Source organism: Paenibacillus sp. FSL R7-0273, assembly GCF_000758625.1.
Taxonomy (GTDB): Bacteria; Bacillota; Bacilli; order Paenibacillales; family Paenibacillaceae; genus Paenibacillus_AQ.
This window is the reverse complement of sequence record NZ_CP009283.1, coordinates 1,505,178-1,527,227: the sequence shown is the minus strand read 5'-3', so window position 1 is coordinate 1,527,227 and position 22,050 is coordinate 1,505,178. Positions and strand designations below refer to the sequence as shown.

Annotated in this window: 18 protein-coding genes; 3 read left to right on the top strand and 15 right to left on the bottom strand. The window is 55.8% G+C overall.

Going from position 1 to position 22,050, the window contains the following annotated elements:
- Positions 1-90: 90 nt before the first annotated feature.
- A complete protein-coding gene (locus R70723_RS06715; protein ID WP_039870799.1) occupies positions 91-543 on the bottom strand; it encodes a hypothetical protein in 453 nt (150 codons plus the stop codon).
- A 278-nt stretch (positions 544-821) separates the two neighbouring features.
- On the opposite strand from R70723_RS06715, the gene R70723_RS06710 reads away from it, so the two are divergent.
- Complete coding sequence (locus R70723_RS06710) at positions 822-1,655, top strand: serine hydrolase domain-containing protein (RefSeq protein ID WP_039870797.1); 834 nt, start codon at positions 822-824, stop codon at positions 1,653-1,655.
- Positions 1,656-1,940: 285 nt separating this feature from the next.
- Here R70723_RS06710 and R70723_RS06705 read toward each other — a convergent pair whose 3' ends face one another.
- The 14 genes from R70723_RS06705 to ggt all read right to left on the bottom strand — a co-directional run bounded on the left by R70723_RS06705 (position 1,941) and on the right by ggt (position 20,652).
- A complete protein-coding gene (locus R70723_RS06705) occupies positions 1,941-3,746 on the bottom strand; it encodes an adenine deaminase (protein WP_372238225.1) in 1,806 nt (601 codons plus the stop codon).
- Between the two features lie 411 nt (positions 3,747-4,157).
- Entirely contained in the window at positions 4,158-5,390 is a 1,233-nt protein-coding gene (locus R70723_RS06700) for a pyridoxal-phosphate-dependent aminotransferase family protein (RefSeq protein ID WP_039870792.1), read from the bottom strand.
- Positions 5,391-5,410: 20 nt separating this feature from the next.
- Positions 5,411-6,697, bottom strand: coding sequence for a Zn-dependent hydrolase (locus R70723_RS06695; protein WP_039870790.1), 1,287 nt, complete (start codon positions 6,695-6,697; stop codon positions 5,411-5,413).
- Entirely contained in the window at positions 6,694-8,088 is a 1,395-nt protein-coding gene (locus R70723_RS06690) for an allantoinase (protein WP_039870789.1), read from the bottom strand. The genes R70723_RS06695 and R70723_RS06690 overlap by 4 nt, the downstream gene beginning before the upstream one ends.
- Positions 8,089-8,125: 37 nt before the next feature.
- Positions 8,126-8,509, bottom strand: coding sequence for a hydroxyisourate hydrolase (gene uraH, locus R70723_RS06685; RefSeq protein WP_039870787.1), 384 nt, complete (start codon positions 8,507-8,509; stop codon positions 8,126-8,128).
- Positions 8,506-9,039, bottom strand: coding sequence for a 2-oxo-4-hydroxy-4-carboxy-5-ureidoimidazoline decarboxylase (gene uraD, locus R70723_RS06680; protein WP_039870784.1), 534 nt, complete (start codon positions 9,037-9,039; stop codon positions 8,506-8,508). The genes uraH and uraD overlap by 4 nt, the downstream gene beginning before the upstream one ends.
- Positions 9,040-9,204: 165 nt before the next feature.
- Positions 9,205-10,134: an ABC transporter permease gene (locus R70723_RS06675; protein WP_039870782.1), complete on the bottom strand. Its 930-nt coding sequence runs from the start codon at positions 10,132-10,134 to the stop codon at positions 9,205-9,207.
- A gap of 29 nt (positions 10,135-10,163) precedes the next feature.
- Positions 10,164-11,285, bottom strand: coding sequence for an ABC transporter permease (locus R70723_RS06670; protein WP_144027017.1), 1,122 nt, complete (start codon positions 11,283-11,285; stop codon positions 10,164-10,166).
- The gene (locus R70723_RS06665; RefSeq protein ID WP_039870780.1) at positions 11,282-12,814 is read right to left on the bottom strand and encodes an ABC transporter ATP-binding protein; all 1,533 of its coding nucleotides are present in this window, start codon (positions 12,812-12,814) and stop codon (positions 11,282-11,284) included. Before R70723_RS06665 ends, R70723_RS06670 begins: the two co-directional genes overlap by 4 nt.
- Positions 12,815-12,921: 107 nt before the next feature.
- Positions 12,922-14,085: a BMP family ABC transporter substrate-binding protein gene (locus R70723_RS06660; RefSeq protein ID WP_039870778.1), complete on the bottom strand. Its 1,164-nt coding sequence runs from the start codon at positions 14,083-14,085 to the stop codon at positions 12,922-12,924.
- A 217-nt stretch (positions 14,086-14,302) separates the two neighbouring features.
- On the bottom strand, positions 14,303-14,992 hold the full coding sequence (locus tag R70723_RS06655; RefSeq protein ID WP_052421203.1) for an NTP transferase domain-containing protein: 690 nt from the start codon (positions 14,990-14,992) through the stop codon (positions 14,303-14,305).
- A 23-nt stretch (positions 14,993-15,015) separates the two neighbouring features.
- Entirely contained in the window at positions 15,016-16,590 is a 1,575-nt protein-coding gene (locus tag R70723_RS06650; RefSeq protein ID WP_039870776.1) for a PucR family transcriptional regulator, read from the bottom strand.
- 1,168 nt (positions 16,591-17,758) lie between these two features.
- Complete coding sequence (locus R70723_RS06645; RefSeq protein WP_039870775.1) at positions 17,759-19,051, bottom strand: amidase family protein; 1,293 nt, start codon at positions 19,049-19,051, stop codon at positions 17,759-17,761.
- A gap of 23 nt (positions 19,052-19,074) precedes the next feature.
- On the bottom strand, positions 19,075-20,652 hold the full coding sequence (gene ggt, locus R70723_RS06640) for a gamma-glutamyltransferase (RefSeq protein ID WP_039870774.1): 1,578 nt from the start codon (positions 20,650-20,652) through the stop codon (positions 19,075-19,077).
- A gap of 267 nt (positions 20,653-20,919) precedes the next feature.
- Here ggt and R70723_RS06635 point away from each other — a divergent pair, with 267 nt between their 5' ends.
- Both R70723_RS06635 and R70723_RS06630 read left to right on the top strand, forming a co-directional pair.
- Complete coding sequence (locus R70723_RS06635; protein WP_039870773.1) at positions 20,920-21,501, top strand: chromate efflux transporter ChrB; 582 nt, start codon at positions 20,920-20,922, stop codon at positions 21,499-21,501.
- Entirely contained in the window at positions 21,502-22,041 is a 540-nt protein-coding gene (locus R70723_RS06630; RefSeq protein ID WP_039870771.1) for a chromate efflux transporter ChrA, read from the top strand.
- Positions 22,042-22,050 lie beyond the last annotated feature (9 nt).

Here is a 22,050-nt window from a genome sequence, read left to right as displayed (position 1 = left end):
GCCGCGGCCTCCGTCAACACAGCACGGGAGCACGCGGCTTATATAGTAGTCTTTTATAATAATGATACGCTTAATTTCATATAATCAGGCCTATGCGGTCAATTGTTTGTATTTAGCCGTTAATTCCTCGAACCATACCTTATCCTGCAGAGACAGCGCAAAATCAATCAGTTCGGCAATCTCGGCCGGCTGCAGCTCCGGTGTATCATTGAAGCTAACCTCGGCAGTTGCACTTGCAGCACCTTCTGATCCTTCCGCAAAATCGTAAGAGAATCTGAGCTTGATGTCACTCTCCATAAACTCATTACGGAGGAAATACAGCACCTCGCACATCAGAACCGGTCTGACATGATTTTCGAATACGCAATCCATAACCTTTGCCCAGTACTGCTGGTTGCTGAGATGCAGCTTATCATTGGTCAGCAGATATTGCTCCCCCTGAAAATCGTTCACAAATCTGAGCTCAACAGGCTCCATTTTGAAAATGCCGGCAATTTGCTTCATTGTGATATTCACAATGTCCTGTGTTCCTAATCTGATCATCTCATACACCCCGTTCCATATATTTAAACTTACAGCAACATGTCTGGTAGTCAGCAATTTCAAACTAATTTTAATTAATTTAAAAGTATTATCGTCCATTCTCTGAGGTTTGTTAATATATTTTTTTAAAATCATATAAAAATATGATTCAAATTGTGAGGAAACGGTTAATATTATGCCCATTGTGACAGAACTGTAACCATTAGGGGTGTTTGAGGCAGGGAAAGAGCCATCCTCCATGGAAATAACTGTTAGAAAAAAGTTGTGGAGGCTGTACAATGAACGGCTTGCGACTCAAGGATTCTTTTACAGCGTTTAATGACAGCAGCCCCGGAATCGGTGCGATCGCTAACTTAAAAGGGAAAATAGTCTATCAGGATACCTTCGGTCTCGCGAGCTGTGAACATAGGATACCACTGCAATTGAACAGTGTATTTAACCTGGCCTCAGTCTCGAAGCCGTTTACCGGCATGGCTATCCTCCAGCTTATGGAACGGGGCGAGCTTTGCGCCAAGGACAAGCTGAACCGGTTTGTACCGGAGCTCCGGCATTATGCAGGGGAGGTCACAATCAGTGAGCTGGCCCACCATTCGGCAGGTTTCACAGACTACAATGATCTTTTGTGGCAAAAAGCGCGCCAGAACGCACTTCACTCAGACAACGCCGAGATTCTCAGCTTACTTACACAGCAGAAGCAGCTCCGTTTCACTCCGGGCAGTGCTTTTGAATACTCTAACTCCAACTATGTGCTGCTGGCGCTGATTATTGAGCGGGTAACAGGCTTGTCTTTACGGGACTATCTGAAGCAATATATATTCGGGGTCACTGGTATGGAGAACACTACGGTCTTCAATGAAGAGCAGCCGGTTATTTCTAACCGGGCCTACGGATATGAAAGGTACGGAGAGAGCTGGAAATGCAATTACGCGGATACGTTCGCCACTGGTGCGGCGAATGTCTTTTCTACCTTGGAGGATATGAAAAAGTGGGATGATGCACTATACGGGAATCTGCTGCTGGGTGAGGAGGCACAGCGCGCTATTTTTACTCCCGGCCTGGACTCATCTGGCAAGCCTTTAACCGAATTTTGGGGCGGCTACAGCTACGGATGAATGATTCAGGAACGCTGCGGCACCCCAACCATCTGGCATACAGGCGGTGACGCAGGCTTCCGGAGTATTATTGTAAGGTTCTACGAACAGCAGTTCAGTGTGGTTCTGCTCTGTAACGCAGCCAGTCTCGATTGGACGGAGACTTATACGTTTATTGAATGTTTATATCGTCAGTTTCATTAGAAAATCCAGCTATATTTGAGCTATACAACAAAAATGCCTACAGGCCAGAAAACGGCTGAAGGCATTTTTGTTGTGCTGCAAAGCAGCCTGCAGGCTGCCGGATCAGCAGAATAACGGCACCAGCTGGATACCGTCTTCCGGTGAGATCCGCACCAGCCCCTTGTCGGAAATCCGCAGGGTCGGGATAACGGCAAGCGCCAGCAGGGACAGTGTCATAAAAGCGTAATTAAGCGTGCAGCCTGCATCATACAGCGCTGTGCTGATCGCCGCTGACTGGGCAGCTGCCACTTCGAACGGCTCTGCCGACATCAGTCCGGCAATGGCCAGCGGGAATAGCGTGGTTCCCGTCTCCGTAATGACCGCTACGCCGCCTTGGGCTTCAGCTACGGCTGCTGCCGCTTTTGCCATCAGGACATCGCTATTTCCGATCACCAGCACGTTATGGCTGTCATGGGCTACCGTCATCGCAATCGCCGCAGGCTCATGGAAGCCGATCCCTTCTACTACGCCTACCGATTTGTTGCCGGTTCCCTTGTGCCGCTCGAATACGGCGATTTTGCAGAGGCCGCTGCCGACCTGCAGCACCCCGTTCTCCACCGGCAGCTGGATGATCAGCTCCTCCGTCTCTACGTGGTTCTCGATAACCTTGATTACACGGGTAGCAAGCATACCCGACTCGGCCGGAGCCTGAATGACGAAATCCTCCGGCACCGGCAGCTGCTGCAGATGTACAGAGGCACGCACTTCCTCAGGATAGGTATAGACAGGAAGCTCAGCCGTCATAATCCCGTTTTCAGCCACTACCACACCGGCAGCAATAGTCGTCACCACATGTACATCGGCCAGATTGCCGTCGAGCAAAATAATATCGGCACAGGAGCCCGGTGTAATCGAACCGATGTCACGGGCCACTCCGAAGCGTTCAGCGGTATTAATCGTTGCCATCTGGAAGGCGGTCACCGGCTTTACGCCCTGGGAAATTGCATGGCGCACCACAAAATCCATATGCCCTTCATCACGCAGTGATTCCGAGCTCCGGTCATCGGTAACCAGCATCATCCGGCGGGAGTCCAGCCCGTGCTCTGTATGCGCGGTGATTGTCTTGGCAACATCATGCCAGGCGGAGCCGCGGCGCATTTTGGCGTACATCCCCAGACGTACACGTTCAATGACATCCTCTGCCGTTACACATTCATGATCACCCGTAACACCTGCGGCGGCATAGACCGGAAGCCTCCAGTCACTGGAAGGCCAGGTGAAATGCCCGTCAACATACCGTCCGGCACGCAGCGTCGCCTGGATTTCACCGAGCATTTTGTCATCACCGTACACAACGCCCGGGAAGTTCATCACCTCGCCAAGAGCAATTACATCCTCGCCCCAGGTAAAAGCCTCCGCTACCTCTGCCGGTCCCAGCGAGGCCCCGGTGGTTTCGAATTCTGCACCCGCTGACGGTACGCAGGAGGCTACCTGCATATAGGCTGCCAGCGGCGTTCCGCGCATTTCATCCAGCATCAGCTTAATGCCCTTCAGCCCGAATACATTGGCAATTTCATGGGCATCAAAAAATCCGCCCGTCGTCCCCAGCGGCAGCACCGCCCGGGCAAATTCCGTCACCGTAAGCTGTGTGCTCTCGATATGGCAGTGGCCGTCAAGCAATCCCGGTGCGATATATTTACCGGCTGCATCAATAATCTGTGTATGCTCACCAATGGTATGCGAAACATCCTTGCCCACATAAGCGATGCGTCCCCCCTGCACCGCAACAGACATTCCCTCCAGTATTTCTCCGGAAACCACATTGACCAGCTTCCCTCCCGTTATAACCAGGGATGCCTTCTGATCACCGCGGGCCGTAGCCACCAGCTCAGGCACACAATCCGCCAAAGGCTTTCTTTTGAATGACATGACTTCCACTCCCTCCGATTTGCTATATAGATTTAACTGATAAATTTCAAGATTAGGTTTGGACGTGACTCCAGAGAATGTTTGGACTTCCGGCCGCTGTTGTCTGCAGATTTCCTGATCTGTACCGCTGTTCGCGGTTGAAATCCGCAGACTGATTATGCTTACGTAGCGAGCTTTTCTGCGAAAAGCTTTCAGGCGGTCGCTACCGCTCCTACAGTTCCAAAACTCCCCTCCGCCACTTTCCCTAATTGTATAATTTTTGTTTGATCTATATAGCTTATATTTTAATAAAAACGGCTTTGCCGCCCTTCGCGGGACGCAAGCCGTTTCCTGGGTAAAGCCTGGACAGCCGGCCCGGCAGGACCGTCCGTAAGCTTCCAAATACCATTTCTCCAGTTACCGTTCAGAAGATTATCTACCTTTTGGTTCATATACGTCAAGTGCCGCCTGGACACTAAGGCCGGGAGACAGAGTGTGCCCATGCCGCAAAAGTGCAGCCTCAAGCGCCCCGAGTACGCGCAGCACATTATTTTCACGGCAGCTGAAGCCCATGGTGCCGATGCGCCAGATCTTCCCCTTAAGCGGACCGAATGAGCTGGCGATCTCAATACCGAAATGCTCCAGCAGCATGCTGCGGACAGACTCTCCGTCAATGCCCCCCGGGATCAGCACACAGGCCACTACCGTAAGCTTACATTCCGGATCACCGTACAGCTCAAGGCCCATTGCTGCAAGTCCGGCAACCAGTGCCTGCTCATGCAGGGCATGCCGCGCATGCCGCGCCTCAAGGCCTTCCTCCAGCACCAGCCGCAGGCCCTCCCGCAGCGCATATAGCATTGACGTCATCTCTGTATGGTGATTCAGCCGCTGGGGACTCCAGTAATCCTGCAGCATGCTCAGATCAAAATAATTACTGCGTACAGGCGGCAGCTCTCCTGCCTCAAATTCGCCTGTTCTAAGCCCGCGTTCGACCTGCTTGCGCTTCAGCAGTTTGGCCTCCGCCCGCTCATTATACGTAACCGGAGCCATACCGGAAGGAATCGACAGGCATTTCTGCGTCCCTCCGATGACGGCATCCAGCATCCATGCATCCGTTTCTACCGGTACACCTCCAATGGTAGCAACAGCATCCACAATCAGCAGGGCATCCTGCTCCCGGCAGGCCCGCCCGATTTCGGCCAGCGGCTGGATACGCCCGGTCGATGTCTCGCCGTGGACAATAGCCACCACATCCGGCTTGAAGCTGCGGATTGCAGCGATTACTTCCTCCGGCGCAAACACGCTGCCCCATTCTTTCTCTATCGTATACACCTCAGCTCCGCAGCGTTCCGCAATCTCATGCAGCAGATGGCCGAACCGGCCAAAGACCGGAATAAGCACGCGGTCGCCCGGTGCGATCAGGCTAACCATCACGGCCTCAATGCCCGAGCGCGAGGTGCCGTCTACGGGGAACGCCCATTTGTTATTTGTAACGAACAGTTCACGCAGCATGCCCATCGTTTCGTTCATGATATTTGTAAATTCAGGATCGAACTGGCCCAGTACCGGAAACGACATGGCCCGTAATACACGCGGATCCACCTCTACCGGCCCCGGAGTCATAATGCACCGCAAGGACGGCGCCAAATCTTCGTACCGCTTCATGCAAATCTCTCCCTCAATTGTCAGCTCTCTTTATAGGCAAGCTCATATAATATGGCTGTAAGCAGATTTAATCCCGCAGCCAGCTCATCGGGCGAAGAATACTCCTCCGGAGAGTGGCTGATGCCCGCCCGGCTCGGAACAAAGATCATGGACGTGGGACACACAGGCGCAAAGAGCTGGGCATCATGGCCTGCTCCGCTCACCATACTGCGGAAGCTTCTCCCCTGCTGGCGTGCTATATGCTCAAGCTGTTGATTTAATCCCGTATTCATAGGTGCTGGAGATGTGGCCAGGTTAACCGTAAACTGCAAGGTAAGCCCCCGCTTAGCGGCAATCCCCTCAAACGCAGCCAGCAGCCTGGAACAAAAATGCTCCAGCGCAACAGCCTCACTGTGCCTTATATCCAGTGTAAACTCCACCTCGCCGGGAATTACATTGGGTGTGCCCGGCACTGCCTCCAGCTTTCCGCAGGTGGCTACCAGCGGATCACCCGCAGCAGCCGCCGCCTGCTCCATGGCAAGCAGCAGCTCCGCAGCTCCGGCAAGCGCATCACGCCTCAGTCCCATGGGGGTGGTGCCGGCATGGTTTGTGCTGCCGGCAACCTTTACACTATACCGCCGCTGTCCGGCAATGGCTTCAACAATCCCGATCTCCAAGCCTGCCTGCTCCAGCACAATGCCCTGCTCGATATGCAGCTCGACAAATGCGCCGATATCCTCTCTAAGAGGGATATCCCTCCCTGCACTGTCTGCTACAGCTGCACTTCCGCGGTCCTCAGGACCGCCCGCCAATCCGCAAGCCGCCATCGCTGAAGCGATTGTCACTCCTGCAGAATCGGCGCAGCTGTCCGCTTCGCTTCCGTCATACAACCCGGTGACATTACCCGAGCCCCAGTAGGCGAGCGGAAAACGGCTGCCCTCCTCCTCGCAGAAGGCAACGGCCTCCACTGTCCGCAGCGGCTGGCCGAAGTGCTGCCTCAAGTAGTGGAGCGCAGTAACAGCAGCAGCAATCCCGTAGGCACCGTCATATTTTCCGCCGTTCAGCACAGTATCCATATGCGAGCCCGTTAAAATGACTTTAGCAGCCGGCTGTGAGCCTGTAATCCTTCCATAGACATTTCCCACCCCGTCCGTCCTGACCTTCATGCCAAGCGCAGCCATTCTCTCCTGCAGAAAACGCTGCGCCTTCAGCCATTCCGGGGTGTAGAGCAGCCGGGATACGCCCGGACCCGGAGCGCTGAAGACGGCAAGCTCCTCCAGCAGGTCCAGCATCTGCTGCGCAGGTACTTTCATAGCCGGCGCGTTCATTGGGCAGGCTGTCCTTCGTTAACCCGCAGCCATTCACCGCCATCTTCAATTAGCAGGCCAGCTTCTGCGGTGTACACCACAGCTCCGCGGCTAAGGGTTGCCTTGACTCTGCAGGATAAAGTCATGCCGGTATAAGGGCTGTGTTTATGACGGTATAGGAGCTCCTCTGCCTTCAGGGTGTAAGGATGGTTCGGGTCCAGCAGGACCAGATCGGCATCCAGCCCCGGCCTGATGGAGCCCTTGCGGTGATCCAGCCCGAAGCGCCGTGCCGGCTGCTCTGCCAGCAATGCTGCGAGCTGTGTAACCGGCAATCCGCGCTTATATACGCCTTCATGGAACATCAGCTCCAGGCTGCTCTGCGCCCCGGAGATGCCGCCCCAGGCCTCAAAGAAGCTTAGACCGGGATCAAGCTTCAGCTCCGGAGGGCATGGCGAGTGATCGGAGGCGATCAGCTCAATCCGCCCCTCAGCCAGCACCTGCCACAGCTTCTCCTGCTCCTCCGGGCTGCGCAGCGGCGGCGCACATTTGGCCAGCGCCCCCAGCTCCTCCAGGCTGTTCTCATTCAGAACCAGGTAATGCGGGCAGGTCTCGGCTGATACATCGAGCCCGCGCAGCTTCGCTTCATGGATCATATCAATGGCTGCCGCCGTGCTGATATGCACAAAATGCAGCCGGCAGCCTGTGCGCTCACTGTATAGCAGCGCCCTGGCAACCGCCTCAAGCTCCGCCTCTACCGGACGGGAGGCGGCAAAGTCACGCGCGCCGGTCCGCCCGCTCCGCACAGCGTCCGCAGACAGCGTTCCCGTCATCTCTTCACTCTCTGCATGCAATGCCAGAATACCGCCGAAGGCGGCAATCCGCTGCATTCCCTGATACAGGGTGTCGTCATCCACCTCGCGGAAGCGGCCCTCTCCTTCACCTCCGGGATTGGAGATGAACGCCTTGAAGCCGGTAACTCCGGCTGCGGCCAGCTTCTCCAGCTCCTCCAGATTGCCGGGGACCAGTCCGCCCCACAGCACATAATCAACGGCGGAGTTCCCGGACGCGGCTTCGGCCTTGAGCTGCAGCGCGGCCAGATTTACCGTAGGCGGATTGCCGTTCAGCGGCATATCGGCATAGCAGGTGCAGCCCCCCGCAGCAAGCGCCGCCGAGCCGCTGCGGAAGCCTTCCCAATGTCCAAAGGACGGCTCGTTAAAGTGCACATGCATATCAATCATACCGGGCAGTACATACAGCCCTTCCGCGTCAATGATCCGGGTGTCCGGAAGAGCCGGCAGATCCCGGCCCAGCATGGCTATTTTCCCGTCCTTTACTGCAATATCCAGCTTCACTACTTCTCCGGGCAGCACTACCTCCCCGTTCCTGATGATAAGCTCAAATGATTCCTTCATAGTCCGGCCACCTCCGCCATCGGTTCAAATTATTGTGTCAGCTTCCCCGGTACGTGCTGTACCCTCCGGGTGCTACAATCAGCGGAACATGATAATGCTCTGCGGTATCAACAATGCTGAAACGGATCGGAATCTGTTCCAGAAAAAGCACCCCGGGCTCCGCTGCCGCCCCTCCGGCTCCAGCCGACTCCCGGGCAGCGGCCCGGAAATAATCCCCGGCCATAAACAGCAGCTCATAGCTGCCGGATGCAAGCTCGGCGCCCGACAGCAGCGGGGCATCCAGCCGGCCGTCGCTGTTCGTCACTGCTTCACGCAGCAGCTCACCCGCTCCGCCATCAAGCTTCCGCAGCTGGATCACCATCCCGGCAGCAGGCACTCCCCTTGAAGTGTCCAGCACATGGGTGGTCAGCCGCCCGCTCATCGTACCGTCCCCTCCGGCTCCGGCAGCAGATCGCGCAGCCGGAAGCCGGTGATCCGGCCGATCTCGTGCAGGGCCTGCTCCCGCTCCTGCTCCAGCGGATGATGCACCCGCGCGGAAATAGCCGATATAATGTCATCCTTGTTCTTGCCTCTGACGGCCAGGATAAACGGAAAGCCGAACTTCTCCGTGTATGCCGCATTCAGCCCGGTCAGCAGCTCGAACTCCTCTGCAGTCAGCCGGTCAAGACCTGCTCCCTGCTGCTCCGCCGCCGACAGCGGGGTCACCTGCAGCCTAGTCGCCAGATCCGGATGGGACCTCAGCAGCTCATCAACCTGACTATGCGGTGCACTCCGTGCCGTTTGCAGCATTACACGGTGCAGCTCCTCCACAGAATGAAACGGGATCCCGGTGTAAGCCCCCTCAGCCACCCAGGGTGAATGTTCAAAAATCCCGCCAAGCACTGCCACAAACTGCTCCCGGCTCATGCCGTTAACCTGCTCTAATGTTAAATTTTTTGCTTCTGCGCTCATACTTCTGCCTCGCTTTCTATCAGCTTATTAACTGCGCAATGATATTTCTCATATAACTTTCAGGGTAAAAAAAGTCCATTTACTGTATTCAACCGGTAAAATGCTTGAACTACAATAAATGGATTGAAGTGATTATACCAGATAAATGGTCTCCGCTTCCTACGATCAGAACCGCTGCTCGCGGATGTAAGGCGTCCCAAGCGACTCCGGAGTGCCCGAAGGCTTGTTGCGGTTGCGGTAGCCGAGATACATCAGCACCAGGATGGTTACAACGTAAGGAATCATTTTAAGGAAATACGACGGCACCACACTGCCCAGCAGCTGGATACGGAAGCCCAGTGAATCGAGCGCCCCGAAGAAATATGCGCAGAAGAGGGCGCGCAGCGGGTTCCATCTGGCAAAAATAACAAGTCCGACGGCAATCCAGCCGCGGCCGGCTGTCAGGCCTTCATTCCAGGTCGGCGCATAGGCCAGCACCATATCTGCTCCCGCAAGACCAATCAACGCAGCGCCGGCTGTAACATAGGTGTAGCGGATCAGCTGTACCCGGATCCCCATAACATCCGCTGTCGCCGGATTATCTCCGACGGCCCGCAGATGCAGTCCCCAGGAGGTATGGTGAATCAGCAGATGCAGCACGAGAACCAGCAGCAGGCTGAACCAGGTCAGATAATCCAGCCGTCCGAAAATATCACCGATTACCGGGATTTCTTTCACCCAGCCTAAATCCAGCTTGGGCGAAGTTCCCGGCAGCGGCAGACCGCTGATCGACTTGCCGAGATAGGCGCTAAGCCCGCTTCCGAACAGCGTCATCGCCAACCCCGACATCGTCTGGTTGGCCCTCAGCGTCACACAGAGGAAAGAATGAACCATGCCAAGCACTGCGGTTACGGCGATGGCGGCAAGCAAGGCCAGCAGCAGATTGCCGCTGCGGATATAGACGATGCAGGTGCTGACGGCTCCCATCAGCATCAGCCCTTCCGCACCAAGCTGGATGATGCCCGCACGCTCGGTCAGGATTCCGCCGAGCGTAGCCAGCAGCAGCGGTGTTCCGGCGGAAATAGCCGCAATCAATAACTGTGTAGTGAAATCCATAATCTAACTCCCTTCTCTCTAAGCGCAGCCTATGCGCTCCGGCGTATGCGGAAACGGTGAATCATATCGCCGGCAATCAGGAAGAACAGGATCGAGCCCTGCAGCATTTCTGAAATAGACGAAGGCAAGCCGATCGTTTGTACGCTGTAACCGCCGACAATCAGGCCGCCGAACAGGACAGAAGTAACGATAAGCCCAAGCGGATTCAGCTTGGCAAGCCAGGCGACAATGATTGCAGTGTACCCGTAGCCGGGCGAGATGCCCTGCATCAGCTTATGTGTCACCCCGGAGACCTCGGCCATACCGGCGATGCCGGCCAGACCGCCGCTGATCAGCATTACGATAATAATATGCTTTTTAATATGAATGCCCGCATAACGCGCAGCTGTCGGATTAGCGCCGATCAGCCGCAGCTCATAGCCCCAGCGGGTAAATTTGACCATCAGGAAATAGATCAGTACGGCAACAAGGCCGAAGATCAGCCCGATATGTAATCTTGTCGTCCCCAGGACCGGCAGCGACTCCGCAGCCGTAAACATCGGAGATCCCGGGAAATTAAAGCCTGCCGGGTCCTTCCAGGGCCCGAAAACCACATAATCCAGTGCCAGCAGGGCTACATAGTTAAGCATCAGGGAGGTAATCAGCTCATTGACACCGAAATGTGTGCGCGGCACGGCCGTCATTAAGCCCCATAGCGCACCTGCCGCCGTGCCAAATAACAGCATCAGTGTAATGGCCCAGAACGAAGGCAGGTCAGGAAAATAAATCGTAACCGCCGTTGCCGCCATCGCTCCGACTGTAAGCTGTCCTTCTGCCCCGATATTCCACACGGAAATCCGGTACGCCACAGCGATGCCGAGCCCGCACAGCAGCAGGGGGATCGCTTTGACCATCGTTTCTGTGAAGCCGTAGGAGGTGCCGAAGGCCCCTCGGAACATTTTCTCATAGACCGTAACCGGGTTCATTCCGTTCGCGGCGATAAAGACTGCACACAGCAGCAGCGCCAGGACTACAGACAGAACCGGTGACCACCAGGGGGAGCGCGTACGGCTGGAGTCGTATTCCAGCCTGAGCCCGAAGCCTTTGCCGGACTTGGCCGGGACCGGCTCCAGAACGGCCGCTGCCGTGTTACCTGTATTTTTTGGACTCATACTGCACTGCCCTCCTTATGCCGGATGCCGGCCATCATCAAACCGATCTGTTCCCTGTCTGCATACTCATGATCGGTTTCGCCGATGATCGCTCCGCCATATATGACCAGAATCCGGTCCGACAGCTGCAGCAGCTCATCCAGATCCTCGGAGATCAGCAGCACTCCGCTGCCTGATCCGCGCAGCTCCATCAGCAGCTCATGCACACCTGCCGTTGCCCCCACATCAAGGCCCTGGGTCGGATGGACCGCAACCATCAGCTTGGGCTTATGGCTGACCTCACGGGCAAACAGCAGCTTTTGCTGATTACCTCCGGACAGCTGCTGCACCGGGGTATCCAGCTCCGGTGTCTTGACGTCAAAACGCTGAACCAGCTCCTGCGACCACGAGCGGTTCTTCGCCGCCTTCAGAATACCGAATTTGGAGTGCTCCTCTGTCCGGTAGGATTTGAACAGCAGATTATCGACTGAGCCGAGTCTGCCGGCCAGACCGCTTTTCATGCGGTTCTCCGGCACGTGGGAGATACCCGCATCGATGGCGCCGCGGACCGAGGCTGTTTTTACCGGACTGCCGTCAAAAATGATCTCCCCGCTCTTCCAGGTTCTCAGTCCCGTAAGCACCTCGGCCAGCTCCTTCTGCCCGTTGCCGGCAACCCCTGCTACTCCGACTATTTCCCCCTCGCACACTTTAAGTGACAGGCCGTCAAGCGCTCTGCGGCCGTGATCGGCAGATACCTCAAGGCGGTTGACCACAAGCAGCGGCTCACCCTGAGTGGCCTCACGCTCCTGGCGGCTGATCGTCACCTCCCTGCCTACCATCAGGCGGGCCAGCTCCAGCTCATCAGTCTGTGCCGTAGTTAGCGTGGCAATCATTTTGCCTTTGCGCATAACCGAGATCCGGTCAGAGGAGGCCATAACCTCCTTCATTTTATGTGTGGTCATTATAACCGTCTTGCCCGCCTGCTTCATTACCTTCAGCGTTTCAAACAGCTGCTCCGCTTCCCCTGGGGTAAGCACTGAGGTTGGCTCATCCAGAATGATAATATCCGCACCCCTGTACAGCGTCTTCACGATCTCTACACGCTGCTGCTCGCCGACCGACAGCTGCCAGATTGGACGGTCTACCGGAAACTTCAGTCCGAATTGCTCGCCAAGCGCCTCAATCTCTTCATGCTTCCGCTTAATCCACCTGCTTCCGCGCCAGAAAGACGACTTTTCGCCAAGCACGATATTTTCCGCTGCCGTGAGCGTCTGCACGAGCCTGAAATTCTGAAACACCATGCCAACCCCCAGCAAAGCCGCATCCTTGGGGGAGCGGATTCTGGCAGGTCTGCCGTGAATCAGAATTTCACCTTCATCTGCCCGGTACACACCTGACAGCATACTCATGACTGTGCTTTTACCTGCTCCGTTCTCACCAAGCAGCGCGTGTACCTCACCCGCGTTTGCCGAAAAATCGACTTGATCGCTTGCCGTTACAGAACCGAATTTCTTCACAATCCCGCGCATTTCAACCGAATGGTCCTGCATGATGGGATGCTCCTTCCTTATAGTTGTAGTACGGGTGGGGAAGGCTCCATTTATCCGGACCCCGCCCCACCCATAGGAACAAGAAGTATGATGTTAATGTTAAGAAGTTATTGCGGGATTGTGCCTTCTACGCCCTGAGTCAGCCAGTTCATACCGAGAATTTCCTCCAGCGTAAGGGTCTGGCCTTCCTGCACCTTCACGTTGCCCTGGTTATCGGAGATCGGGCCGGTAAATATCTCCAGCTCACCGCTGATGATTTTGGCCTTCGCTTCTTCCACCAGTGCCTTCACATCATCCGGAACCTTGTTGCCGAACGGTGCAAGCTCAACCATGCCGTCAGCCATATCGCCGGAGTACTGCTCGCTCTTCCACGTTCCGTCCATAACGGATTGAACAGCCTTCACGTAGTAGGGACCCCAGTTCCATACAGGGTTGGTCAGATAATTATCCGGTGCATACTTGCTCATATCGGAGTCATTACCGCCTGCATAGGCTCCGCGCTCCGCCGCTGCCTGAAGGGTAGCCGGGGAATCCTGATAGGCCAGCAATACATCAGCGCCCTTATCCAGCAGGCTGATTGCCGCCTGGCGTTCAGTAGCAGGGTCATACCAGGTGTTGGTCCAGACCACATCAACCTTGATATCAGGATTGACGCTCTGCGCACCGAGTGTAAAAGCGTTCAGATTATAAATAACTTCGCTGATCGGAAAAGCTCCTACATAACCGAGATGATTCTTAGTAGTCATTTTTCCTGCCGCGATACCGGACAGATAGCTTGCCTGATAGTTCTTGCCGAAGTAGGTACCCATATTCTCAGCTGTTTTATAGCCGGAAGCATGGAGGAATTTCACATTGGGGAATTTATTGGCTACATTGAGGGTGAAATCCATATATCCGAAGCTTGTGGTAAATACAATGTCGTGGTTTTGTGCCAGCTCAGTAATAATGCGCTCCGCATCGGCACTTTCAGGGACATTCTCAACGAAGTCCGCTTTAATGCCCAGCTCTTTTTCCATGTACAGACGGCCCTGATCATGCTGATACGTATAACCGCCGTCGCCCGGAGGCCCGATGTAGACAAAAGCAACCGTCGGCTTCTCTGCTGCCGGCTCTGCTGTTGCTGCCGCCTCAGTTGCTGCTGCACCCGCCGGCGCTTCCGTTGCAGCTGTGTTTGAAGACGCCGTGTTGTTGCTTCCGCAGCCCGCCAGCACTACCGCAAGCACAAAGGTAAGCATTAGGCTCACCGTAAATCCCTGACCCCTTTTTTTCATAATTCTCCTCCTCCAGGATATCTCTCTTAATGGCTCAAACCATTAATGTATCTTTACTATACTGAGGCAGAGCGTTTACGTAAATTTACATAACATACGTTTGTGCTGTATAATAATAAGTTCAAAGCTTTTTGTGCCTGATGCACTAAACTGTAGCGAATTAAACTTAAAATATGTGATATTAACTTACATTAATCTGGCAATGCAGCTTTTGATGTCAGCTTTCCCTGCGAGCCTCCTGTTTCCCGGGTACGACTCCACAATCAAACCGGGTATCCATATCCATAAACAAACGGGCAGGATCAGGCTCAAGCACAGCCCCCTTATACTCAGAGGAATACATGATTTCAGCCGCACCCTTTTCCCCGTCCAGCCCCTGCAGCACCGTAAACAGTCTCCGCGAAAATAGCGCCGGCGGCATCGCCATCCCCTTATTCGTGCTCGCCACATAATCCAGCTCCGGGTTTTGCATATAAACGTCCTTCAGCCGGTTTACAAGCGAAGCTGTTATAAAAGTCTGGCCGGCGTGAGCCACCACCACAGCATCCGGTTGCACAGGCAGAATGGCGTTCAGCCCGCAGCGCAGGGAAAAGGACAGCCCGAGGTGGGCGGTCAGGCAGGTTTCAGTCCGCCTTGAGCTCTGCTCAAGTGCAGGCGGCAGCCATTCCAGATTGTCATCTGCCCGTACAACCACCACCAGGGGATCAAGAGCACACTGCTCAATTTCACTGACCGCCACACTTTCTGCCGTGACCTCCGGACGAAGCTTAGGCGAATCTTTAGAAGCTCCTGCCCTTCTGCCGTGTCCTGCCGCCGCCAGGTAAATACCGGCTACCTTCATTAATACCGCCCCTTCCGGCAGCGCACCGGCGCCTGCCCTTTTAATATCAGATTGACTGCGCAGCATATTAACCTGCAAAACCCGCTGTCCTATTCACGCTCCAGCATTTTGCGGAACACAAATACCAGCTTGAGCCTCATCAGATCATTGATTTTTTTAAAATCAACATCCAGCAGCTCACTAAGCTTCTCCACCCGGTAAGTAGCTGTGTTGCGGTGGATGAACAGCTTCTTGGCTGTTTCGTTGACATGGCCGTCATTCTCCAGATAGACCTCCAGCGTGTGGAGCATCTCCTTGACATATTCCGGCTCCCGGCTGAGCAGTCCGCGCAAATTCCCGTTAATGTATTTCTTCATCTGTTCTGGCGGAATCTGGCCAAGCAGAAGATTCAGCTCTAGCTGCCGGTAATGCACCACATTTCCGTATGCGCCCCAATGCTGGGACATAGCCATACATTCCCTGACCTCGGCAAAAGCTTCCTTCAGCCCCTCCGGCTTCACTTTGACGCTACTGGCAGCAGCCTTCGGATAATATCCTGCAGCAGGCTTCAAATGAAGAAAGCATTCATTAATCAGCTCACGGAACTGCCCTGCGCCCGGGCCGTTGGCCGGAAACAGCGAGACCAGTCCCTCGTCCATCAGAACATGAACGGCATTCAGCTCCCGCAAGGCAGGATGCGCTGCATATTCCTCCTTCAGCCGGTGCAGCTCCCTCTGCCGTTCTTCTCCCGCAGCCGCCGTGTCTGTCAGCAGCAGCTGATAAGGCGAATGCAGCAGCTTCACCTCCAGTCTCAGCGCAGCCTGTGACAGCTCGCCGCAGGAGAGACCCCCGCTTAGGCAGCGGCGCAGCAGGCCGCTGAACTCCCGGTGCTCGGCGGGCTCAAAATAATCCTCATAGCCGGAATGGATATGATACGAAATCAGCTCAGCCCCCTGGATGAACAGGCTTTCTTCTACAGGCAGCAGCAGCGGGTCTATAGAACAGTACAAAAGATAACCGGTGCACTTCTCCCCTTGCATCAGCGGGAGGCGCAGGCCAGTTCTGTCACCGGCGCGGAAGCGCTGGCTGCGGCTCTGCCAGGGCCAGCCTTCAAGCAGCTGGCGGCTGCCATATTCCGAATTGTTGTAGACGACTTCCCCGCGGCTGCTGACAACTGCAAGCTTATAGCCGATCACCTCAGAGACGGATTCGAACAGCGGGCCGCTGTGCCCTGAGCGAAGCGCAAAACGCATCAGCTTCCGCTGCTTCTCCATAATCTGCTGCAGCATACTGGTGCTGCGCGATAATTCAGCCCGGAACAAGCCGTTCATCTGGTCGGAGAATGTGAACTGGAACGGCAGCTCGATCAGCGGAAAGTTCAGCATCTCCGCTTCAGCGATAAGCTCCTCAGGCACCGTATCCCAAAAGCGGCCCAGCTTGATGCCCAGCGCCGACGAGCCGCGCCGGTTCAGCGTCTGCAGTAGTGCGGAGGCATCCTCCAGGCTGTCCTTGATCAGGTAGGCGGTCGTTAACAGCATCTCGCCCTCTTTTATCCAATCCGAGATATCCGGCGCATCCATCACATTGATTGACTTCACAATTCTGTGCTTGCCCTTGGCTCCGGCAATAAGCTTGGCTTCGGATAAAGGATAAATGGACAACGCTTCTTCAACGGTAAGATGCATGCCACCCCTCCTTAAGTAAATACGTTTATTAACCATCGTTCTTTATGTTACTTTATGTAACATTATAGATAAAATAACCCCTATTGGAAAGAGAAAAGTAAAAATATCAATCCAATATGTTAACTATAATCACACAAGTCACACAATAGTAAAAAATGAAATGGGCCTGTTGGCGAAAGCGGGAAGACCGCTGCAGATTACAGCTTTGAGGGTACCGGCACATGAAAAGCTCTCACTGCCTTTGCATGAGTGAAACGGAGGGGAGTGTATTGGGGTACGGCTGGTAACCGTGATTTAAGCCTGAAGTTAGCACAAAATGGAGGAGTTTGGGTAGCCGCGCAGGTGGACTGTTATAGAAACTAAAATGCGATAACAAATGTGCAGAATCGAACGGGGAAGCAAGTAGAAGGATCAATAAAGTAGCTTAGTAGCTTTGGCAAGAAACTGGTTAGAGCGCTTGGTGATGGATAAGTTGGCGGATGGGCGGATTAGGGACGGGCACTTGTTGCGCGGGTAGCTGATGTGCCGAGCTTAACGGGGTAGCAGGCGGATGGGTCGATAGAGTAGTTTAGTAGCTTTGGCAAGTAACTGGTTAGAGCGCTTGGTGATTGTCGATGGTGCTTGGTAAACGCCTGAGTGCTGGGTAGTTGGTGTCATTTACCTTGTAGAACATCCCTCATAAAGCGGACCACCAGCATAACTGCACTCTATACAACTAAAACAGAGGTTTTAAAGCTATTTCTCACTTTAATTGCACTTTATACATCTATAATCCGCCCATTCTCCTTCTGCGACTCATTTCCGGTAATTTAGTTGCACAAACTACAGCTAACTTGAATAATCAGTTAATTTCGCAGCAAATAGCTGCACAAAATACAGTTATCTCCTCAGCAACTCAATCCGGCCCAGTCAGACTATAGCCAGTCTTGTTATTCTCTGAGCCGGATGCAGAGTCGCTCAACTCAGGTAGAGTCTGGTCTGTTCGGCCTTGTTCGGCCTTGTCCGGACTTATCCTGTCTTGCCCGGACTTGTCCGGTCCCCTCCACCAGCCAGATGCCGGACAAGCTATTGCCAGCCCCGCCAGCCCTAGGATGAATGGACCGGTTCCATTGTGCGCAATCTCGTTATCCGCCAGCAAAGTTGAATGCCCGGCAGAATGCTCAGCTTATTACTCCCCCCTGCTCCAGGCCTGCGACACCCATGAGAGCAGGCGGAGATCCTGTCCGTGGCCGCCGATCACGGACAGCCCCAGCGGCAGGCCGCCCGGTCCCTCCACCGGCAGAGTAATCTGCGGCAGTCCGGCAAGCCCGGCAATACAGCTTAGCATCATAGCGCCGCTGCGGTTGCGCTCCAGCTGCTGCAGATCCCCGCCCACCAGCGGAGCCGGGCCGGGAACGGTCGGGATGACCAGGCAGCGGTCCTCCCCGAGCAGCTGCCGCAGCCGGCCGGCAATCTCCTGGCGCAGCGCAGCTGCCCGGCTGTGGTCTTGCCCGGCGATGCTTGCCGCCCAAGAGAACCGGGCCGCGATATCCGGCCCAAATTCCGGCTGCTCCAGCCTGATCCATTCACCATGAGTTGCCCAGATCTCGGCCGCCTGCAGCTCCCTGAACACATCCATCCAGCTTTTCAGGCCTTCGGCTGACACAACATTTTCTACCGTTTCATCCGCAGCAGCCTGCAGCTGTCCAAGCTTCCGCTTCAGGCAGGCGGCACTTGCCGGCTCAGCCAGAGCCCAGCAGTCTGCAGGAAGATATAGCCTGCTCATTCTCTCATCAGCCGGAGTGCAGCCCGAACCTGAACTGCGGCTCAATTCAGACAGCTGAACAGGCTGATCCAGATCCAGGCTTTTTCCGCCTGCTCTAATCCCTTCACTCTGCTCCAGCTTTCCATCTCCCGCACCGAGCAGCACCTTGCCCACACGCTCCAGCAGCTCCGGACTGTCTGCCATCCAGCCCACCGTGTCAAATCCCGGGGCCAGCGGAATGACCCCCTCCATCGCCACGGCTCCATGGGTAGGACGGAAGCCGTACACGCCACAGTAAGCGGAAGGGACACGGACTGAACCGCCTGTGTCTGTTCCAAGTGCAAAATCCACGGCGCCAGAGGCTACCGCTACTGCTGAGCCGCTGGATGAACCGCCGGGAATCCGTCCGGCTCCTCGCGGGTTTACAGGTGTGCCGTAATGAACGTTTTCGCCGCCCAGACTGTACATCAGCTCATCGGTATGTGCCGCTCCGCATAGAGACGCTCCAGCCCCGAGCAGGCTGGTGATTGCCGCCGCATGAGCCTCAGAAGACCCATGGCTGCGCAGCCACGCGGGATTTCCGGCGGAAGAGCTGTGGCCGGCAACTGCGAACACATCCTTTACTGCAAACCGGAGCCCGGTCAATTCCCCCTGCCGCGAGCCGGACACCCCCAGCTCCGGAGCAATAAATGCTCCATAATCATTATTTAGAATCATCTCTGTCTCTCCCTTTCTCCCGGCTATGAGCCGATAGCCGCTCCGTCACACCGCGGATCCGTTCCGCCGCTGCGGAGACCGCTGCTGTCTATTCCAATAACATGGGCGTGGCCCATGATGCCGTCAAAATCGGCCGCCGGCCGCACCAGATGCCCGGCGCCCGCCAAGGCATCCAGCACCTGCTGCCCGGCACGCTGCTCCACCTTCAGCTCCTGGGTCGGCTCTCCCCAGGTTCTGCCCCACACAAACCTCGGGGCACTCACCGCCTCCAGCGGATTCATGCCGTAATGCAGCAGCCTTGTCAGCAGCAGCGTCTGCGTCTGCGGCTGTCCTTCCCCGCCCTGCGTCCCGTACAGATAAGCGGGCTTGCCGTCCCGGCATGCCATCGCCGGCATAAGCGTGTGAAAAGTACGCTTATACGGCTCCAGCGTATTGATATGCAGCGGGTCCAGCGAGAAAAAGGAGCCGCGGTTCTGCAGCAGAATGCCCGTATCCCCGGCAACCACACCTGAGCCAAATTCAAAGTAGAGGCTCTGAATGAACGACACCGCATTGCCTTCACTGTCCACTACAGCGGCATACGCCGTATCCCGGCCGACCGGCTCGCTTCCGATCACCGCCGCACGGCTCATGGAAATGGAGGCAGCCAGCTGCTGCGCATATCCTTTATCCAGCAGCCGCTCCAACGGAACAGGGTGGTGAAGCGGATCAGTCAGCACCTGATCCCGGTCACGGAAGCTCAGCTTCAGCGCCTCCGCCAGCAGGTGGTAATACTCGTAGGAGCCATGCCCGATGCTGCTGAAATCAAAGTGCTCCAATATATTCAGCGCCATCAGGGCTGCAAAGCCCTGCGAGTTCGGCGGCGCCTGATAGATGCTGTAGCCGTGATACCCGGTCGAGACGGGCTCTGTCCACTCCCCTTGATGATCTGCGAAATCATCACAGGTAAGATACCCGCCCGCAGCCCGCATATAATCGCTTATGTCCTGCGCAATCTGCCCCTTATAGAAGGCGTCGTGCCCGCCCGACGCCAGGGCACGCAGCGTCCGCGCCAGCTGCGGCTGCACAAACTTCGACCCGGCGGCCGGTACCTTCCCGCCGGGCAGGTACACCGCCGCCGCTTCCGGATTCAGCGCGGCTCCGGCAAGCACGCTGCCGCCATGCTGGTCCGGCGACAGCGGAAACCCCGCGGTGGCGAAGCTGATCGCCGGCTCCAGCACCTCCGCGAAGGGAAGGCGGCCGTATCCGCCCTGGACCGCCGCCCAGCTGTCCGCCATTCCGGGTACCGTAATGGCGCTGCGGACCCCGCGCCGGGGAATATTCGCTTCCCCGGCATACAGGTCCCGGCGGACGCCGTAGCCGGACCGTCCGCTGCCGTTATAGGCCCGAACGCACCCTTCGCCCGCGCTGTACGTGAGCCAAAAGGCATCGCCGCCCAGCCCTGTCATGTGCGGGTACACCACGGCCAGCGCCGCGCTGACCGCGACCGCCGCATCAAAAGCATTGCCGCCCCTGTTCAAGATTTCCGCACCTGCGGCGGAAGCCAGGTAATGGGGGCTGACCACCATTGTTTTTGTACCGGTTACCGGCTGTGCCGTCATACGCCATCCCCCTCTGCAGTTCGCTTAAAGTTACCGTCATTTAACCGTACGGCAAATTCCTCTGTCAATGCACTGGCGGCAAACTCAAATTCAGGACACCTATTTTTGTATACAGTGCACAAAGATTCGGGCAAACCGTGTTTTCCCTGTAGTTGACCCGCACCGGCTGGTATAGAATGTTCCAAAACCATGTTCCGTTTCAGCCCGCAGCATAAAGGCACCACCCGGACTCAATCCGGCTGTCATCCATTCTTTAGGAGGATTCCTGTGAAAAAAGCCAATAATGATTATGTACAGCTTGCCGTCGCCATGTGCAGAACAGGCATACTCGGCTATGGAGGGGGGCCCTCCGTTATTCCGCTGATCCGGCATGATGCCGTAACCCGGTACGGCTGGCTGAGCGACGACGAATTCGGGGAGACACTGGCCATCGCCAATGCGCTCCCCGGCCCGATCGCCACCAAGATGGCGGCCTATCTCGGGTACAAGCTGAAGGGAGTCCGGGGAGCCCTCCTCTCCGTTCTTGCCCACATTTTACCCAGCTGCATTGCGATGATCGCCCTGCTCTCTGCCGTCAATTATTTAAGCGGCTCCCGGACAGTAGCGGGTATGATTGCAGCCGTTTCACCTGTGATTGCAGTCATGCTCGGAATGATGGCTTATGAATTTGCCCAAAAGGCGTTTAAAGGGCTGGGAAAATGGATCGGGGCTGCTTTTCTGCTGCTGGCTCTGCTGCTGCTGGAGGTGCTGCATGTGCATCCGGCCATCGTGATTGTACTTTTTCTGGGCTATGGAACGGCTCACTACCGGATACTCGCCACTAAACACAGCAAGGGGGGAAACGGTTAAATGGAATGGCTTGAGCTGATTTACGGCTTTTTTATGGCTAATCTGCTGGGCTACGGCGGCGGCCCCTCCTCCATCCCGCTGATGTATGAGGAAATTGTCCCGCATTTCGGCTGGCTGACCGATGAGCAATTTTCCAATATGCTGGCGCTCGGCAATGCCCTGCCGGGTCCGATTGCCACCAAAATCGCTGCTTTCGTCGGCTATGACGTCTTCGGCTGGTTTGGCGTAGTCTTGGCGCTGACCGCTACAGTCCTCCCTTCGGCCGCCGCCCTGATCATCCTGCTCCGAATCATGCAGAAATACAAGCAGTCGCCTGTCGTCAAAGGCATGACGCTGCTTGTGCAGCCGGTTATCGCGGTTATGATGACTGTGCTGACGATTAAAATGGCACAGAGCCCGGCGGAAGCCATCGGGATCTGGCAGACGCTGATCATCGCCGCCGTTGCCTTTGCCGCCATGAAGTGGCTGAAGCTGCATCCCGCGCTGGTGATTGTGGCCGCTTTTGCCTATGGAGCGTTCGGTCTCCCTTATACCATCTGACATGCCGCA

Excerpts from the sequence above, each read along its gene's own strand:
- R70723_RS06690 (WP_039870789.1), bottom strand. The coding sequence starts at position 8,088 with ATGAAGGAATCATTTGAGCTTATCATCAGGAACGGGGAGGTAGTGCTG.
- R70723_RS06695 (WP_039870790.1), bottom strand. The coding sequence starts at position 6,697 with ATGAACGCGCCGGCTATGAAAGTACCTGCGCAGCAGATGCTGGACCTG.
- R70723_RS06705 (WP_372238225.1), bottom strand. The coding sequence starts at position 3,746 with ATGTCATTCAAAAGAAAGCCTTTGGCGGATTGTGTGCCTGAGCTGGTG.
- R70723_RS06650 (WP_039870776.1), bottom strand. The coding sequence starts at position 16,590 with ATGCATCTTACCGTTGAAGAAGCGTTGTCCATTTATCCTTTATCCGAA.
- R70723_RS06710 (WP_039870797.1), top strand. The coding sequence starts at position 822 with ATGAACGGCTTGCGACTCAAGGATTCTTTTACAGCGTTTAATGACAGC.
- R70723_RS06645 (WP_039870775.1), bottom strand. The coding sequence starts at position 19,051 with ATGATTCTAAATAATGATTATGGAGCATTTATTGCTCCGGAGCTGGGG.
- R70723_RS06660 (WP_039870778.1), bottom strand. The coding sequence starts at position 14,085 with ATGAAAAAAAGGGGTCAGGGATTTACGGTGAGCCTAATGCTTACCTTT.
- uraH (WP_039870787.1), bottom strand. The coding sequence starts at position 8,509 with ATGAGCGGGCGGCTGACCACCCATGTGCTGGACACTTCAAGGGGAGTG.
- R70723_RS06670 (WP_144027017.1), bottom strand. The coding sequence starts at position 11,285 with ATGAGTCCAAAAAATACAGGTAACACGGCAGCGGCCGTTCTGGAGCCG.
- R70723_RS06630 (WP_039870771.1), top strand. The coding sequence starts at position 21,502 with ATGGAATGGCTTGAGCTGATTTACGGCTTTTTTATGGCTAATCTGCTG.
- R70723_RS06655 (WP_052421203.1), bottom strand. The coding sequence starts at position 14,992 with ATGCTGCGCAGTCAATCTGATATTAAAAGGGCAGGCGCCGGTGCGCTG.
- R70723_RS06665 (WP_039870780.1), bottom strand. The coding sequence starts at position 12,814 with ATGCAGGACCATTCGGTTGAAATGCGCGGGATTGTGAAGAAATTCGGT.
- R70723_RS06715 (WP_039870799.1), bottom strand. The coding sequence starts at position 543 with ATGATCAGATTAGGAACACAGGACATTGTGAATATCACAATGAAGCAA.
- R70723_RS06700 (WP_039870792.1), bottom strand. The coding sequence starts at position 5,390 with ATGAAGCGGTACGAAGATTTGGCGCCGTCCTTGCGGTGCATTATGACT.
- ggt (WP_039870774.1), bottom strand. The coding sequence starts at position 20,652 with ATGACGGCACAGCCGGTAACCGGTACAAAAACAATGGTGGTCAGCCCC.
- R70723_RS06675 (WP_039870782.1), bottom strand. The coding sequence starts at position 10,134 with ATGGATTTCACTACACAGTTATTGATTGCGGCTATTTCCGCCGGAACA.
- uraD (WP_039870784.1), bottom strand. The coding sequence starts at position 9,039 with ATGAGCGCAGAAGCAAAAAATTTAACATTAGAGCAGGTTAACGGCATG.